Raw genomic sequence first — 17065 nt, 5'->3', positions numbered from 1 at the left:
ATACACTTTGTATTCAAGTGAATCAATATGAACGGAGCAAATAAAATGACAACTCATAAAATCGCTATTATTATCGGGACAAATCGGCCTAAACGAATTGGTCGTTCAATCGCTGAATGGACGCAACAACAACTGCAATCGACCGATTTGCAGGTGGATTTGTTGGATTTGGCGACAATCGATTTGCCATTTCTAGATGAACCGGAAATGCCAGCTAAAGGTGACTACCAACAAGCCCACACCCGCGCGTGGAGTCAATTAGTCAGTCAATATGATGGCTTTGTTTTATTATTTCCACAATATAATTGGGGTTATCCGGCCGTTTTAAAGAACGCCCTCGATTATCTTTATCGGGAATGGGCACACAAACCGGTTAGTATCATGCCGTATGGGAGTCACGGTGGTTTTCAAAGTCTGATTGCCATGAAGCTCGTGACGGAAGGGTTGCACATGCAAAATTTGGCGACCAATCCGCAAATCAGTATCGCACCCGAGATGTTTAATGCAGCGGGCCAGTTCATTGACGTTGACCAAGCGCTGAAAGACTACCAACCCGTACTACAATTAGTGGCGACTGAGATGCGTCTGTTAGTGGCTGCGCATGATTAAGGTTGAGCTGCCACTGCATCCTGAAAATCAAGTCGCAATGGCCCGTTATATGCAGGATCAATTTAAATTTAACGGTGTCAAAGCACCGGAACGTCATTTATTAGAACGCGCTATTTGGCCAGCCGTGAAACATTATTCGGCGACCGAAATGTTGGTGTTAATTCGCCAACTTTATGCACAAGAAGCCCGGGAATATCAATACTTAGCGATTGATTTAGCGGTTCGGGCCAAGCGTTTATGGCAATTAGCGGATTTACAAGACTTGTTAGCGGTCGTGACCGATAAAGCTTGGTGGGACACGATTGATATTTGGCGCAAACTCTATAGCGAATACATCAAGTTACATCCCGAACAGTTTGACGTTATCTGGGCGCTTTTTGCCGGTAACGATAACTTTTGGCTGCGACGGATTAGTCTGATTTTGCAGTTAGGGTTTAAAAATCAGACACGTTTAATGCATTTAACCCAAGCGATTGAGGCCGATCAGGCGACTGATGAATTCTTCATTCAAAAGGCGATTGGTTGGGCGCTTCGTGAATACGCCAAGACTGATGCTGACTGGGTACGCCAATTTGTAGCGACGCATCAACTAGCCAGTTTGGCGCAAAAAGAGGCCCTAAAACAGATTAAGTAAGCTAGATGTTTCGTGTGAAACATTATTAAAAATACCGAATTAACAATCAGAAGAAAATGATTGTTAATTCGGTATTTTTTTATTTTAGGAGTGTTCGAGAGGCTTTAATCATATTAATATTTTTCTCGTAATCTAAGGTCATATAGGCAAAAAATAGAATGTCGATAACGGTAAATTGGGCATGGATGGAGCTGGTGGCAGCACTGCGCATCTTGGCTTCATCCATTTTAAAGGTTTGTAAAGCGATATCGGCAGTACTGCTTAATTTATTGCTACCAAATTGAGTAATACTAACAATGAACATCTTTTTCTTTTGCGCCAATTTAACCATGTTATTAACGATTAATGTTTGGCCAGAGTTAGAAATAGCAATAAAAAGGGCATTTTCAGGAGCGGACATTAAGGAGGCGGTCAGTAAGTGCGTATCAGGGACCGCAATGACTAATTTACCAACCCGACTCCATTTTTGGAAAACATCTTCGGCGGCTAGCCAAGAGGCGCCTGCACCAAAAACGTAAATGACTGATGCCTCCTTAATTTTTTGACTAACAGCTGTAATTTTTTCATTGTTCAATTGTTCAACCGTTGATTTCATTGAGGAGATCGCGTTATTTAATAGTTTGTTTTTGATTTGGTCAATCGATTCATCTGGGAAAATATCAACGTAAGGTTCAGGTTGGCTGTCGACGGATAATTCCGAAGATAATTGTACTTTAAATTCAATAAAGCTATTAATATCAATCGATTTGCAAAAGCGGATAACCGTTGCGGCGCTAACACCCGCAGCAATGGCCAAGTCCGCTGCATTCATATTGATTACTTTTTCAGGATTGTCGATAACAAAGCGTGCTACTTTATTTTCAGCGTTTGAAAAATCAGCTAGAATACTTTTTATCCGTCCAAGAATATTTCGATTCATTATATCATCCCCGTCGTGTAGTATGGTTTCATTATAACATGTTCAATAAAAATGATATTGAAATTTAATTTCGTAAAAAGTATAATAAAAATGAAATAAAATATTTTTTAAGTGGGAGAAATTAATGGCAAATAAATTAATTATTTTTGATATCGGTGGGACGTCCGTTAAATACGCCACTGTTGACGGCGCAGGTGGTATTGCTAATAAAGGCCAGTTTGGAACGCCTTGGGAAGATTTAAGCCAGATGATTAATATCATGCAGGATATCTGTCAGACGTTCATCGAACAGTATCAAATTTGCGGGATCAGTATTTCTTCCGCCGGAATTGTCCAAAAAGAAGAACGATTAATCGGAATGGGCAGTAAATTTTATGAAGGGTTTGGGAAAGAATTAGTAAGCGCCTTGGAAGTTTGCTTTGGCTTGCCTGTTTCGGTTGAAAATGACGCCAATTGCGCGGCTTTAGCGGAAATGTGGCGCGGGAATGCGCAACAAGAGACTAGTTTTATAACACTTGTTTTTGGAACTGCAATTGGTGGCGCATTAATGATAAACGGTGAGATTTGGCGGGGGACCCATAATTTAGCCGGTGAATTTGGATTTGCGTTAGACAAGCAAGCCGATGGTCATTACAGCTTGTGGAGTACGAATAATAGTACAATCGGCATGGTTAAGCGGTATGCTCGTCAAAAGAAGACATCCAATACAGTGAGTGGTAAAGATGTCTTAGCAGCTTATCATAATGGCGATCAAGATGCGATTGATGTCTATGAAGATTTTTGTGAGCAGATTGCGGTCCGATTATATGAATTACAATATTATTTTGATCCGAGTCTTATTTTATTAGGTGGCGGGATCAGTTCGGCTGATGGCTTTATCGAAAACGTTGAGAAACACTTAGAATTGATTACAAAGCAAATTCAGCAAACTATTATTGTCCCGCGGATTAACGTTTGTTATTTTGGGAATGATGCCAATATTTTGGGCGCAACGTATAACTGGATTATGGACCATGGTGAATATCGATAAAAGGCATCCAGTATTTATGAAATTAAATTTCATAAATATTTAAAAACTATTGAAATATATATTTTTTGATATATAATCATTTTAAGGAGGATAGCCAATGAATTTATCAGTTTATTTAAATGAAGATATCGATACGATAGCAACGTATTTAAACAGATTCCCAAAAGAAGCAGTTGACTATGTCTTTATTTCTTTTCAATATGGGGTGAGTATTGAATCAAATGAAGATAAAATTTATTTTTTTAATAAAATGAAAGCGATTTCTAAGTTATGCCATTCGTTGGCGATGAAAATTATTGTGGATATTTCGCCCGATACGTTGACGATTTTTAAAGAAGATGACATCTTTTCTTTTTTAGAAAAAGTGGCGATTGATGTTATCAGGATTGATTACGGCTTTGATGACCAAATGATTAGGGCGCTATCTAAAAAATATATCATTGCCTTAAATGCGAGTACGCTAAATCAACAAAAAATAACAGCGCTTGGTATTGAAGCAAGTCGATTAATCGCGTGTCATAATTTTTATCCTAAAAATGGTAGCGGCCTACCGGAGAGCCTGTTTATAACTAAAAATCTTGAATTACAACACTTGGGTATTAGCGTCGCGGCTTTTATACCGGGGGATGAAAATTTAAGAGGCCCTTTGTATGAAGGGTTACCGACTATTGAAAAGCAGAGAGCGACCGGGTTGATCAATAATTACTTAGAAATGAAAAATCGATATTATGTTAATACTATTTTTGTAGGGGATATGGGGATTAAGCCAGAGACGATTTCCCAAATTGAATCATTACAGCGCAACGAAATCACTTGTAGAATGAGGATTAACCAAAAGATTCTCCCCATAGTGCAACAATTGTTAGATCAGCCATTACAAACTAGATCAGATTCTAGCGCCTGCTATATTCGCAGTTCTGAAACCAGAAATTATTTTAAGAATAGTGTCATTAGTAGTGAACATAACGATTTGCGAGTTCGCGGGAGCGTGACGATTGATAATGAGAAATATGGTCGTTATCAAGGTGAAATTAATATTATGTTAGTCGATATGCCGGCGGATTCCAGAACGAATGTGATTGGCAAAATAGACGAAAAAGATTTAGAACAGCTCGAACTAATGGCTAGTGGCACCACGATTAAATTTGAAAAGGAGTAACACAATGGATAAACTAGTAAAATTTATCGAAACGAAGTTGGCACCACCCTTATTGAGAATTTCGCAAAATAGATATTTAGATGCTATCCAAAAATCATTCATGATTGTAACACCTTACTTATTAATTAGTTCATTATTTTTATTAGTTGCAAGCTTACCAATTCCGGGTTGGACGAATATTGTAAAGCCGTATGCACCAATGCTCAATAGTGTTGTCAATGCAACATTAGGGATCATCGCGGTGATTGTCAGTGTTTCGCTAGGGTATAGTCTGGGAGAATTTTATAAGAAGAAGGATAAACGGGTTAGTCCGCTTTCAACGGCAATATTAGGATTAGTCTCTTTCTTAATGTTGTTCCCCGTAACGGCCATGAAAGATGGTTCCGTCGTAATTGATGCTTCCCATTTTAATAGTGCCGGTCTATTTAGTGCCATTATCGTGGTGATTATTTCAACTGAAATATATCGTTTTGCAGTTAATAAAAATTTAGTGATCAGAATGCCAGAGCAAGTGCCACCAATGGTTTCACAATCATTTGCAGCTATTATTCCAGCATTTTTAACCATTCTTTTCTGGTTTATTGTTTTAAAAGTTGCCCAAGTTAATTTAACGAACATCGTTGACCAAGGCTTTGCACCGTTATTATTAGCGGGTTCAACACCACTTGCCCAATTTATTGGTTTCATGTTGGATCGCTTATTATGGTTTGTCGGGATTCATGGTTCAAATGTTGTTGGGAGCGTCATGTCACCAATTTGGACGCAAATGATTACCGATAACATCAACGCTTTTTCAGCCGGCAAAGCCATTCCATGGTTATACACCAATGTGTGGATTGAATATGTTGTCCGGGTTTCATTAGTACCACTGGTCATTTTAATGATTTTCTCAAAAGTTAAATCGTATAAAATGTTAGGGAAAATGTCTTTAGCACCAGCGATTTTTAATATCGCAGAACCAATTATGTTCGGATTACCTTTGGTTCTAAATCCGATTCTCTTTATTCCGTGGGTTTTCGGTTATGCAATCATCTTCTTGTTCTCATACGTATGTACCGCGTTTTTACATTTGATTCCGCCAATGGTCGCAACCGTACCGTGGACGATTCCAGGACCAATCGCTGCTTATCTGGGGACTAATGGGAGCTGGGTAGCGGCCGCGATTAGTTTGTTGAATATGGTGATTATGTTCTTTATCTGGTTACCATTCTTTAAAGTATTGGAACGTCAAGAACTTTCAAAAGAAGGAGTCGATAACCAATGAGAACAATCGAGTATGATAGTGCCTATACCAGTGAGGTACTAGCGCTATGGAATACAACCATGCGGGTTGATCCATTGAGCCGTAGAAGTTTCATTGAAAAAATGGTACTGGATCCTAATTTTTATCCCGAGTTATGCCGAATTTGTCTAGACGGCACGGAAGTCGTCGGTTTTATTTGGGCGACTAAGCGTAAAGTGCCCTATGGTGATAAAGGGTTAGAAGCAGATCGTGCTTGGATTGTTGGACTCTGTGTTAAACCTGCCTTTCAAAACAAAGGCATCGGAACCCGCCTTTTGACTGAAGTAGAAACCTTGTTTGATACGATGCAAGTTAAGACGATTACAATCGGCGCGTACAGTCCAAGTTACTTATATCCGGGAGTTGATGAAAATCATTACGCACCAGCGGTCCAATTTTTTAACAAAAATGGTTATACAAATTATGCAGCCGCCGTCTCGATGAAGATGGATTTACTCACTTATCATTTTTCAGAAGAATATCTAGCTTTGAAAAAGCAAGTGCTGCATCAATACCAAATTGAAAAACTAAGCATTGATTCATACGAAGCCTTAATTAATTTTTTACATCAAAACTTTGGTGGTGGTTGGGCCCGCAATGTTCAAAATGCGATTGCTAAAGGTGAAGCGGATCAAAGCATTATTATTATTAAAGATGAAAAACAGCAAATCGTGGGTTATGTTCAACGGGGAATTGAGGGACAACCATCGCGCTTCGGGCCCTTTGGCGTCAGCGAAACACTAAGAGGTCAGAAATTAGGCACCGTCCTATTTAATGAAATGATGCGGGATATGCAAAAAAGTAATATCCCAATGACGTATTTCTTGTGGACGGGTGGTAAAGCCCAACGATTCTACGAGCGTAATGGGATGCAAGTTTATCGTTCTTATCAATTAATGAAAAAAACAGTGGAGGCGTAATGATGAAAATATTAAGTATTGGGGCACATGCTTTGGATGCAGAATTAATGGGTGGGCCTTATCTGACTAAACGTGCACAAGAAGGCGACCAAGTGACTTTTGTACACATGACGCGTGGTGAACGGGGCAACAAGAATAAATCACCTTTGGAATATGGTAAACAACTTGAATCTGAAATGGTTAAGGTGGCCCAAACAATGGGTGGGCAAGCTCATTGGATGGGGTATGTTGCCGGTGAATTACCTAGTACGATGCAACTAATTGAAGACTTTTCTAATTATATCGACCAAAGTGGTGCCGAAGTTGTTATTACGCATTGGCGTGGGAGCCTGCATGATCGGCACATTCTGTGTCATGATGTGGTTAAAGCGGCCGTGCATCAATTGAATCATCAGGGGAAACATATCAAACTCTATTTTGGTGAAAATTGTGAAGATTTAAATGGCTTTATTCCAGAAGTTTATATTCAATTCAGTCAAGCCGTTATGGATACTTGGTTTAACGCTTTGAATGAATATGAATTGTTCAGAGGCGGTGTTTTAACCGTGCCGTACCAAGATTTCTATCAAACAATGAGTAAAATGCACGGGATTGAATTAGGCATTTTACCCTATGCCAAAGTTTATATGTCAGACCCAGCTTTGAGGGATGAGTTGTAGCATCGCACACTGGTACTTTATGAATTTTTAAAAGGAGCATTGGAGAAGATGTTAGAGAATTTATTGACGGAGAAAAGGAATCATGCAACAGAACAACTAGATAGCATGTCAATTACTGAGATATTAATTGAGATGAACGTTGAGGATGCTAGAATTGCGGAACATATTGAAGCCGTGTTACCAAACATTAAGTTAGTTATTGATGATGTTGTCCGAGCATTTAAATCTGGTGGTCGTTTGATTTATATTGGGGCGGGTACTAGTGGCCGCTTAGGTGTGCTAGATGCGGTTGAATGCGTTCCGACATTTGGGACAACGCCTGAGATGGTCCAAGGGATTCTGGCCGGCGGGTACCAAGCGATGTTTTCAGCCGTCGAAGGGGCCGAAGATTCTGCAGAATTAGGCCGTGCCGATTTAGTAGATTTAAAATTAACACCACATGATGTCGTTATCGGATTAACGGCTAGCGGCCGTACGCCATATGTGATTGGGGCAGTCGATTATGCCCGTGAAATGGGTGCGATGACGGCAGGTGTAACCTGTAATCAGTCTTCAGAGTTAGGAGCGTATGTTGATCAAATTATTGATATCCAAAGTGAACCAGAAATTGTCACCGGATCAACTCGTTTAAAAGCGGGGACAGCACAAAAAATGGTTTTAAATATGATTTCGACGATTAGCATGATTAAAATTGGCAAAGTTTATCAAAATCTGATGGTTGATGTGCGAGCAACTAATGAAAAATTAGTAGATCGGGCCATTCGAATTGTCGTTCAAGCAACCGGTGTCACTACTGAATGTGCGGCTGAAAGGTTAGCTGAAGCTGGTCAAAATGCTAAGTTGGCGATTGTGATGATCAAAACGAATTTAGAAGCAAGCGCGGCCCAAAAATTATTGGTGAAATACAACGGTTCGATTAGTGCTGTGTTGGAAAATACTCATTAACTAGAATACATGGCGATATTTCGGCGTAGTGGATAGTCTTACAAAAAATAGAGATATCAGCTGGGAATGTAGACTGATATCTCTATTTTTGATTTATCTAGGAATGAAGTTTGGTATGATAGGGATAATTGAATTATGATGGGGGTCTCAGAATGATTATTGCCAAAATAACAAGTTCATATTCAGATTTAACAATATCACAGAAAAGAATTGCCGATGTGATATTAAAAAATGCAACAGAAGTATTAGCAATGACGGCAGAACAACTTGGCAATGAAGCTGGAACAAGTGCAGCCTCTGTTATTAGATTTTGTCAAAAATTAAAAGTCGTTAGTTTTACTCAAATGAAGATTCTATTATCACAGGATATTCAAGATAAAGGGACCAGTCGAAATGAACAGGCTTATTCAGAAATACTAAGCGCTGAATCGAGTACTGATTTGAGAAATAAGTTATTGGCAAATTCGATTAGAGCGATGGAAGATACTTTTCAGCAGATCGATGGTATGTCGATTAAAACGATTAATCAGTCGATTTATACAGCACCCGTTATTTTTATTTTTGGCATGGGCTCTTCGTGGTTAGTTGCCGAGAATTTTTTTCAAAAGTGGATTAAAACTGGTAAAAATATTTTATTAAATAAAGACCCCCATATTTTATTATCGGCGTTTGCGACGGCGCCTGAAGGCTCAATGTTATTGGTTATTTCTAATTCGGGTGAAACAAAAGAAATATTAGAGATGACTAAGATTGCCCAAAAATATCAAATTAAAGTTGTTGCAATCACTAAATTTGGGGATAATTCACTGTCAAAATTGGCAGATGAATCTTTATTGAGTATTAAATCATATGAACCGATTGAAAGAACCGCGGCGACTAGTTCGCTACATGCACAATTTTTAATTATTGATATGCTATACCTGGAATACTTAGCGACTTATAAAACGGTTTTTGCAACGGTTAAAAGAACCAGAGAGGCAATTAGCAATTACGAAAATGAAATTTAGTTTCTTTTTTATAATATTATATTGAAATTTAATTACGTTTGGATTATAATCAAATATGAAACCGGTTACCAAAAATAAAGGAGTTTTAAAATGGATGCTTGGATGAATATATTTGAAAAAAAGTTAGCTGAACCGATGGCTCGATTTTCACAACAAAGACATTTACGGGCTATTCGAGACGGTGTTGTATCAGCCATCCCGTTTATCATTGTTGGCAGTTTCTTCTTAATCATTGCTTTTCCGCCGATACCAGCGACTTGGGGGTTTGCTAAGTGGGCAGCAGCGAATGCAACTGACATATTAATTCCATATCGATTAACTTTTTGGATTATGTCGTTATATGTTTGTTTTGGGATTGGGTATAATTTAGCAAAATCATATCATTTAGACCCATTGCAGGGGGCAGAATTATCTGTCGCAGCATTGTTACTCAGCATTATGCCAGTAATGACAAAAGCTGGATTAATGTTACCGATGGCATCATTAGGGGCAGTTGGGATATTTCCAAGTATGTTATTGGCGGTATTCGCAGTTGAAACAATGCGTCTTTGTAAAAAGCATAATATAACAATTAAAATGCCAGAACAAGTGCCACCATCTGTTGCAAATTCGTTTGCGAATATTGTACCAGCTATTATTGTCATTCTTGTAATGACGTTGATTAACGTTGTTTTTAAAATTAATTTAGAACAAGTTATCCAATTGATCTTTTCGCCATTAGTAAAAGCGGGCGATACACTAGGTGGCGTTTTAGTACCAGTTTTCTTAGTTTGTTTCTTTTGGATATTTGGGATTCATGGTGATTCGATTGTTGGATCAGTTGCGAGACCTATTTGGTTACAATATTTCTCTGAAAATGCTGATAAAATGGCTACTGGACAGGTTCCAACTCATATTGCACCGGAACCTTTCTTACAGTGGTTTGTTTGGATCGGTGGATCAGGGGCGACGATTGGTTTAGTGTTGATGACGTTATTATTTGCGAAAGCTAAATATTCTAAAGCAATCAGTCGAGCTTGTATTGTACCAGCAATTTTTAACATTAATGAACCAACTATTTTTGGATTTCCAGTAATGCTAAATCCAGTTTTCTTTATTCCATTTATTGGTTCACCAATTATTCAAACCTTAGTCACTTGGTTTGCTTTTAAATGGCATATGATACAGTACATTTATGTACAGCCACCATGGACTTTGCCAGCCCCAATTGGTGCATTTTTAGCAACTGGTGGTGATTGGCGAGCGATTGTACTATGTTTAGTTAATATTGCCATTTCATGTATAATCTATTATCCATTTGTTAAGATGTGTGATAAGAAACAATTGGAACAAGAAAGACTAGAAGCTGTTTCAGCTACAGAGTAGTTATAGGAGAATAATCAAGATGATGAATAGCCAAAATCCATTGCGTATTAGTATTAAAAACATTGTCATTTTAATGGGAATTGTTGGGGGAATGAATATCCTGACAATTTTAATAAGTAATCTATTGCAATTCGAAAGTAATCTATTATTTTTCATTGTGAATGTTGTTACAACAGGTTTTGTGTTTCCGTATATTATGTTGTATAAACAACGAACAGAAAAGTTTATGATGACACGTTATTTACGATTTGTTGTACTTTCAACAATCGCATTTGGAGTAGTTGCTTATTTATTTGTTATTCGTTTCTAGTGAATCTAAAAAGCAATCTACTTTGTAGATTGCTTTTATTTTTGAGGTGATTATATGGATGTTAGAGAAGTAGCGCCAAATGAATATCAAAATGTATATGATTTAAGGGACTATGCCTTTCGCCATGTTTATAGTGGTTCCAAATTAGCAGATTTTAAATATTGGGTCGAGAATAGTGCTGTTATTGGTAGTTTCGATCAACAAAAATTAGCGGGGCAATTAATCGTTTTACCGTTAAATATTTATTTTGAAGGGCAGCAGCTTTCAATGGGCGGAATTGGCTTTGTAGCAACTTATCCTGAATATCGCGGAAAAGGGGTCATGAAAGAACTAATCATTGCTGCCTTGAAAAAGATGCACGATGATGGCCAAATCGTTTCAGTATTGGGCCCTTTTTCAATCGCATTCTATCGCCATTTTGGATGGGAAGTCTTTTTTGATAAGGTAAACTATAAAGTTGTTCAAGAAAAGTATCCAAATCCTAAGCTGTCAGAGGAGTTACAAATTGAACGTTATCAGTTTGTTGACGTGCCAATGGCTATAAAATCTGAATTGTTTTCTTTTTATAACGAGAAAGTAAAAAAAGAAAATGGCGGAATGAATCGTAATGAGGCATGGTGGCAACGACTAGTATCTAGAGAGTCTAGCGATACTGTTACGTTGTTTCGGCGAGCAAATCGGATTGTAGGTTATTTACGTTATGAAATTAATGATGTTGTGCTAAATATACATGATTATGTAGCAACCGATTTAAACGTGGAAGCAGCAATTTGGCATTATTTAACATCACACCGTTCTAATGTTTTTGAAATCAATGGTGAAACGAGTATTCAGAAACATATTAACTTTACATTTAATAATCCACAGATTAGTCAAAATATTATTCAAGATTGCATGATTCGGTTAGTCGATGTGTTTGCTTTTTTAAAGAAGTCTCGGTTTGAATTAGCTGATAATGAAAAATTATATTTGAACGTACAAGATCAATTTGCAGAATGGAATACCGGTTTATATTGTATTTCTAAACAAGGTATTGAGAAAATAGCGATGGAGAATACTGTTGATTTAGATCAGCAATTAACTTTGCCGATTAATTTAGCATCAAGTTTACTGTTTGGCTATCTGTCGGTAGCGGATTGTTTATATCAAACAAATCAAACCATGACAACTTCGGCACAGATATTGTGGCAAAAAGCATTGATAAATAAAGAAAAACCAGTATTTTACGAGCATTTCTAAAGGGAGAATTAAGCAGATGTTAGAGAATTTATTGACTGAAACAAGAAATAAAGCGACAGAACAATTGGATAGTATGTCAGTTGTCGAGATATTAACTGAGATGAATACTGAGGATGCAAGAATTGCGGAACATATTAAAGTCGTGTTACCAAATATTAAGTTAGTCATTGATGATGTCGTTCGAGCGTTTAAATCTGGTGGCCGTTTGATTTATATTGGTGCAGGAACTAGTGGCCGTTTAGGTGTGCTTGATGCGGTTGAATGTGTTCCAACATTTGGGACAACGCCTGAGATGGTTCAAGGGATACTGGCTGGCGGATACCAAGCCATGTTTTCGGCTGTTGAAGGCGCCGAAGATTCTGCTGAATTAGGTCGTACCGATTTAGTTGATTTAAAATTAACGTCACATGACATTGTTATTGGGTTAACCGCTAGTGGTCGTACGCCATATGTGATTGGTGCAGTCGACTACGCCCGTGAAATGGGTGCCATGACGGCCGGGGTAACCTGTAATGCAGTTTCTGAATTGGGCACACATGTTGATCAGATTATTGATATCCAGAGTGAACCTGAAATTGTCACCGGCTCAACTCGATTAAAAGCGGGTACAGCGCAGAAAATGGTTTTAAATATGATTTCGACGATCAGCATGATTAAAATTGGCAAAGTTTATCAAAATCTGATGGTCGACGTGCGAGCGACTAATGAAAAATTAGTGGATCGAGCAATTCGAATTGTCGTTCAAGCAACCGGTGTTACTACTGAACGTGCGACTGAAATGCTAGCTGAAGCCGGCCAAAATGCTAAATTGGCGATTGTGATGATTAAAACGAATTTAGCAGTTGATGTCGCTAAAGCATTGTTGGATAAATATAATGGTTCAATTAGGAGTGTGTTGGAACGTGATGTCTGATTATATAATTAGTATTGACAGTGGTGGAACACATACAATGGCCAATGCAATTTCGATGGATGGACAAGTTTTAGCTACGGCGACTGCCGGATTTGGTAACCCCATGGTCGATAGTCAGCAAGGGATTGAAAATATTATGATGACAATCGAATCGTTATTAGAGCAGTTAAATAATCATAAGTGTTGTTACATTATACTTGGAATAGCAGGCATTGATGCAGGAGATTACCGTCCAGATTATCAGCATCAAGTAAACCATTTTGGAATTCCAGTGACGATTATGAATGATGCACAGTTAGCCTATTGGGCTAAATTTAAAGGACAGTCAGGTGTGTTGGTCATTGCGGGGACGGGTTCAGTTGCCGTTAGTTATGCCAATAACCAATGGATACGATCTGGCGGCTGGGGGCATTTAATTGATAGTGATCCTGGTAGTGCCTACTGGATTGGTATGCAAGCAGTTAAAAAAGTATTAGTCCAAATTGAATCGAACCAACCAGTTACTGAAATAACTGAAATGGTTTGTGAAAAGATTCAGTGTACTTCTATTCAAACTATTCTGGCGTTTATTTATAGCCAACCTAAAAGTGAGATTGCGAAACTAGCGGTGGAAGTTGCGAAATTAGCAGAATCCGGCACAATTGACGCGATACAAATATTAAAAGATGCCGGGAAGAATCTGGGGATTATGACCAGTCGTTTATTGGATAGATCTGTTGAAATTAGAAGAGTCTCTGAGAGTGGGACTGTTTTTGAAAAGAATGAGTTAGTTAGAACCGAATTTGAAAAATATTTAACTAGTCAATATCAGGATATCCAGTTTATTCGAGAAGAAGCACCAGCAGTTCTAGGTGGTTTTTATAAATATCAGAATAGCGAGGTTACAAAATGACATTTCGCCAATTAGGGTTATCAATTTATCCAGATCATAGTGATGCAACTGCAGACCGGCAATACTTGGCATTGGGTCAACAGTACGGGTTTACGCGGTTATTTATGAGTATGCTAGAGGTTCAAGATATTCAAACCACTAAAGCTAAATACCAAGCAATTATTGGTTATGCGAAGGAATTAGGGTATCAGACGATTATTGATATTTCGCCAAGAATTTTTACCCAATTACAAATTAGTTATCAAGATTTAAGTTTCTTTGCTGAATTAGGCGTCGATGGCATTCGGTTAGATCAAGGGTTTGATGGCAATACTGAAGCCCTAATGAGTTACAATCCGGAGCATTTAATTATTGAACTCAATATGAGCAATGATGTGGCCTATTTAGATAATATTTTAAGTTATCAAGCCAATGAGCCTTATCTGTTCGGTTGTCATAACTTCTACCCACAAGTCGGGACCGGTTTAACGACTGATTTCTTCATGAGTTGTAGTCGGCGATTTAAACAAAAAGGGCTGCATACCGCTGCATTTGTTGCAAGCCAGGTGGGACAACATGGTCCTTGGGATATCAATGACGGCTTACCAACGTTAGAAAAAGATCGGTATTTACCAATTGAAGTTCAAGCGAAGTGGTTATTTGGAACTGGTTTAATTGATGACGTGATTATCGGAAACGCCTATGCGTCGGAAGCGGAATTGGCTAGTTTAGCCCAACTCGACCGGTATCAACTGATGTTTAAACCGGATTTATTACCAGAAACAACTGATTTGGAACGGCAAATTATTTTAGGCATGCAACATTTTAGACGTGGTGATAGTAATGCGTTGGTCGCTAGATCAACGCAATCACGGGTTATTTATAAAGCAGAACCGAATGCGCCACATGATAACCAAATAGAATTCCAAGTCGGGGATATCGTGATCGGCAATGATCAGTTTGGTATTTACAAAAATGAATTACAAATTGTTTTAGAACCACACGAAGATCAGCGGAAAAATAAAGTTGGCCAGATTAGTCCGGCCGAAATACCGTTGTTATCAATGTTAAAACCGTGGACCAAGTTTAAATTTAATATGTAATTTAGAAAAGCCTTTGGAAAAAGGCTTTTTTTATTGGCTTAATTTCAAAAATGAGAAAACGCTATACAAATAGAATTAAACGTTTACATTTTAGTAAAGTTTTAGTAAAATAGAATTACTGACTTAGGAATACGGTTACATTGATATTCGTAGAAGCTTGATAATATTGATTTAACGATTAAGTAAACGTTTACTTAAAGCCTATGTGTTAATTTGAGAGAGAAAGAAGCGGTTAGAATGAGCGAGCATAAAATTATTATTGATGCTGATCAATTTGCATCAGCCATCATTGCTGGGAATCCCAAGCAAACCAACGAAGACAACAAGGTTTACATCAAACGGCAATTAACGCTATACCTTGAATCGGTTTTGTTAGCTAAGGATTTTAATTCATTAGAAGCAAATCAATTTGGTTCAGCCAAAGAAAAGCAACGCCAAGCGATTTTAGAAAAAATTATCGAACATCGTTATCAATAATGATTAGCCTGAAAGGAGTTTACCATGAATAAATTTAAAGATCTGAAACAGTACAGTTCGTATGCCTTTGGGGCTTTTGGACACGATGCTTTTTACGCAACACTCAGCACTTATTTTATGATTTTTGTCACGAGTCAATTATTCGATACCAATAATGCGGCTTTCAACGCGAAGATGATTGGTTATGTTACTTCGATGATGGTTGTCATTCGGATTATCGAAATCGTTTTGATCCATTAATCGGTGGGGTCGTTGATAATACACGGACGCGCTGGGGTAAATTTAAACCTTGGCTACTCATTGGTTCGATTATCAGCTCAATTGGGTTAGCGTTAATCTTTACGAACTTTGGTGGCTTGAACACTAAGAGTCCTTATCTTTACTTGACGTTATTTGGAATCGTTTTCGTCATCTTAGATATTTTCTATTCGTTTAAAGATATCTCGTTTTGGTCAATGTTACCGGCTTTAAGCGTTGATTCGGAAAAACGGACGAAGTTTGGCGCGATTGCGCGTTTTGGGTCAACTTTAGGGGCGCAAGGCGTGATTATCGTGATTGTCCCAACGGTCGTTTTATTCTCACGAATTTTCTCTGGCACACATGGTAGTCAACAAACCGGTGCTGGTTGGTTCGGTTTCGCCATTGTGATTGGGATTGTCTCATTTTTAGGCGCTTTAGCCACGATTTTAGGGACTAAAGAAGAAAAGAGTGCGATTCGTGAAAACACCGAAAAAATTCGTTTTCGCGATGTGTTCAAAGTTATCGGTAAAAATGATCAATTAATGTGGTTATCCGTGTCATATTTCTTATTCGCATTTAGTTATGTGATTACCAATTCTCTTTTAATTTATTATTTCAGATATGTCATGGGTCGGGCGGCTGCCTTTACAACGGTCGGTGTGATTACGGCGATTCTAGGCGTCATCTCTGTTGCATTGTTCCCAACACTAGTCGCTTTAATTCAACGGCGGGCCATCTATCTAGGCGGGATTGCCTTGATGTTACTCGGCTACATCCTATTTTTATTCGCTGGCAGTAACTTAGTCATTGTTTTAATCGCCGTTGGGTTGTTCTTCTTCCCATACCCAATGGTTTTCTTAGCCGCTTTAATGACCATTACCGACAGCGTGGAATACGGTCAATTAAAAAGTGGCACGCGAAATGAATCGGTCACATTGGCAGTTCGGCCATTATTGGATAAATTAGCCGGTGCTTTCGCCAACGGAGTGGTTGGGACCGCGGCTGTCCACGCTGGGATGACGGGTAATGCAAAACCAAGCGACATTACCAATGGTGGTTTAGTACAATTCAAAATGTATATGTTCTTCATTCCAATGGTCTTATTGATTGTTTCAGCCTTGATTTTCATGGCCAAAATTAAATTAACAGAAGCTAAACACGCTGAAATCGTCAACGAATTGGAAAAGAAATTAGATTAAAACAAGTGCTAGCTCAGCTGGTTAGCTTCTGAGTATAGCCTAGAATTGTGAATTATGACCGTTTCTTGGTCATGATTTACTAATCGTAGCTAGACGGAAGAAGTTGGCTGAGAAAGCACGTTTCAGAACAGAGTTGCTAGCTCAGCTGGTTAGCTTCTGAAGTATAAACAAAAAAGTGACCAGC

The 17065-nt window shown here is 38.3% G+C and carries 17 protein-coding genes and 1 pseudogene; 17 read left to right on the top strand and 1 reads right to left on the bottom strand.

Annotated features, from left to right (window positions below):
- Positions 1–45: 45 nt before the first annotated feature.
- Positions 46–609: an NADPH-dependent FMN reductase gene (locus ACVPPQ_RS03935; protein WP_463495838.1), complete on the top strand. Its 564-nt coding sequence runs from the start codon at positions 46–48 to the stop codon at positions 607–609.
- The gene (locus ACVPPQ_RS03930; protein ID WP_463495837.1) at positions 602–1243 is read left to right on the top strand and encodes a DNA alkylation repair protein; all 642 of its coding nucleotides are present in this window, start codon (positions 602–604) and stop codon (positions 1241–1243) included. The genes ACVPPQ_RS03935 and ACVPPQ_RS03930 overlap by 8 nt, the downstream gene beginning before the upstream one ends.
- Before the next feature lie 79 nt (positions 1244–1322).
- On the opposite strand, the gene ACVPPQ_RS03925 is transcribed toward ACVPPQ_RS03930, so the two are convergent.
- A complete protein-coding gene (locus ACVPPQ_RS03925; RefSeq protein ID WP_463495835.1) occupies positions 1323–2162 on the bottom strand; it encodes a MurR/RpiR family transcriptional regulator in 840 nt (279 codons plus the stop codon).
- Between the two features lie 124 nt (positions 2163–2286).
- Between ACVPPQ_RS03925 and ACVPPQ_RS03920 the strand changes: the two genes are divergently transcribed.
- The 15 genes and pseudogenes from ACVPPQ_RS03920 (at position 2287) to ACVPPQ_RS03850 (ending at position 16881) form a co-directional block, all read left to right on the top strand.
- Complete coding sequence (locus tag ACVPPQ_RS03920; RefSeq protein ID WP_463495833.1) at positions 2287–3192, top strand: ROK family protein; 906 nt, start codon at positions 2287–2289, stop codon at positions 3190–3192.
- 97 nt (positions 3193–3289) lie between these two features.
- Positions 3290–4351, top strand: a complete 1062-nt coding sequence (locus tag ACVPPQ_RS03915; protein WP_463495832.1) for a MupG family TIM beta-alpha barrel fold protein — start codon at positions 3290–3292, stop codon at positions 4349–4351.
- Positions 4352–4355: 4 nt separating this feature from the next.
- The gene (locus tag ACVPPQ_RS03910; RefSeq protein WP_463495830.1) at positions 4356–5615 is read left to right on the top strand and encodes a PTS sugar transporter subunit IIC; all 1260 of its coding nucleotides are present in this window, start codon (positions 4356–4358) and stop codon (positions 5613–5615) included.
- Positions 5612–6553, top strand: a complete 942-nt coding sequence (locus ACVPPQ_RS03905; protein WP_463495829.1) for a GNAT family N-acetyltransferase — start codon at positions 5612–5614, stop codon at positions 6551–6553. The genes ACVPPQ_RS03910 and ACVPPQ_RS03905 overlap by 4 nt, the downstream gene beginning before the upstream one ends.
- 2 nt (positions 6554–6555) lie before the next feature.
- Positions 6556–7212, top strand: a complete 657-nt coding sequence (locus ACVPPQ_RS03900) for a PIG-L deacetylase family protein (RefSeq protein ID WP_463495828.1) — start codon at positions 6556–6558, stop codon at positions 7210–7212.
- A 48-nt stretch (positions 7213–7260) separates the two neighbouring features.
- Complete coding sequence (murQ, locus tag ACVPPQ_RS03895) at positions 7261–8157, top strand: N-acetylmuramic acid 6-phosphate etherase (RefSeq protein WP_463495826.1); 897 nt, start codon at positions 7261–7263, stop codon at positions 8155–8157.
- A 152-nt stretch (positions 8158–8309) separates the two neighbouring features.
- Positions 8310–9164 carry a MurR/RpiR family transcriptional regulator gene (locus tag ACVPPQ_RS03890; RefSeq protein ID WP_463495824.1) on the top strand — a complete coding sequence of 285 codons (855 nt, stop codon included), beginning with the start codon at positions 8310–8312 and terminating at the stop codon, positions 9162–9164.
- 90 nt (positions 9165–9254) lie between these two features.
- Entirely contained in the window at positions 9255–10529 is a 1275-nt protein-coding gene (locus ACVPPQ_RS03885) for a PTS sugar transporter subunit IIC (protein WP_463495823.1), read from the top strand.
- Positions 10530–10548: 19 nt separating this feature from the next.
- A complete protein-coding gene (locus tag ACVPPQ_RS03880) occupies positions 10549–10839 on the top strand; it encodes a hypothetical protein (RefSeq protein ID WP_463495821.1) in 291 nt (96 codons plus the stop codon).
- A gap of 54 nt (positions 10840–10893) precedes the next feature.
- Positions 10894–12078 (top strand): GNAT family N-acetyltransferase, encoded by a 1185-nt coding sequence (locus ACVPPQ_RS03875; protein ID WP_463495820.1) that lies wholly within the window; start codon positions 10894–10896, stop codon positions 12076–12078.
- Between the two features lie 16 nt (positions 12079–12094).
- Complete coding sequence (gene murQ, locus ACVPPQ_RS03870; protein WP_463495818.1) at positions 12095–12991, top strand: N-acetylmuramic acid 6-phosphate etherase; 897 nt, start codon at positions 12095–12097, stop codon at positions 12989–12991.
- Positions 12984–13883: a BadF/BadG/BcrA/BcrD ATPase family protein gene (locus tag ACVPPQ_RS03865; protein ID WP_463495817.1), complete on the top strand. Its 900-nt coding sequence runs from the start codon at positions 12984–12986 to the stop codon at positions 13881–13883. The genes murQ (ACVPPQ_RS03870) and ACVPPQ_RS03865 overlap by 8 nt, the downstream gene beginning before the upstream one ends.
- Positions 13880–14965 (top strand): DUF871 domain-containing protein, encoded by a 1086-nt coding sequence (locus tag ACVPPQ_RS03860; RefSeq protein WP_463495815.1) that lies wholly within the window; start codon positions 13880–13882, stop codon positions 14963–14965. The genes ACVPPQ_RS03865 and ACVPPQ_RS03860 overlap by 4 nt, the downstream gene beginning before the upstream one ends.
- Before the next feature lie 237 nt (positions 14966–15202).
- Positions 15203–15442, top strand: coding sequence for a hypothetical protein (locus ACVPPQ_RS03855; RefSeq protein WP_463496332.1), 240 nt, complete (start codon positions 15203–15205; stop codon positions 15440–15442).
- A 24-nt stretch (positions 15443–15466) separates the two neighbouring features.
- Positions 15467–16881: pseudogene (locus tag ACVPPQ_RS03850) on the top strand (glycoside-pentoside-hexuronide (GPH):cation symporter).
- The last annotated feature ends 184 nt before the right edge of the window (positions 16882–17065 follow it).

The organism is Latilactobacillus parafuchuensis (genome assembly GCF_055271665.1).
This window is presented reverse-complemented; position numbering and strand designations above follow the sequence as displayed.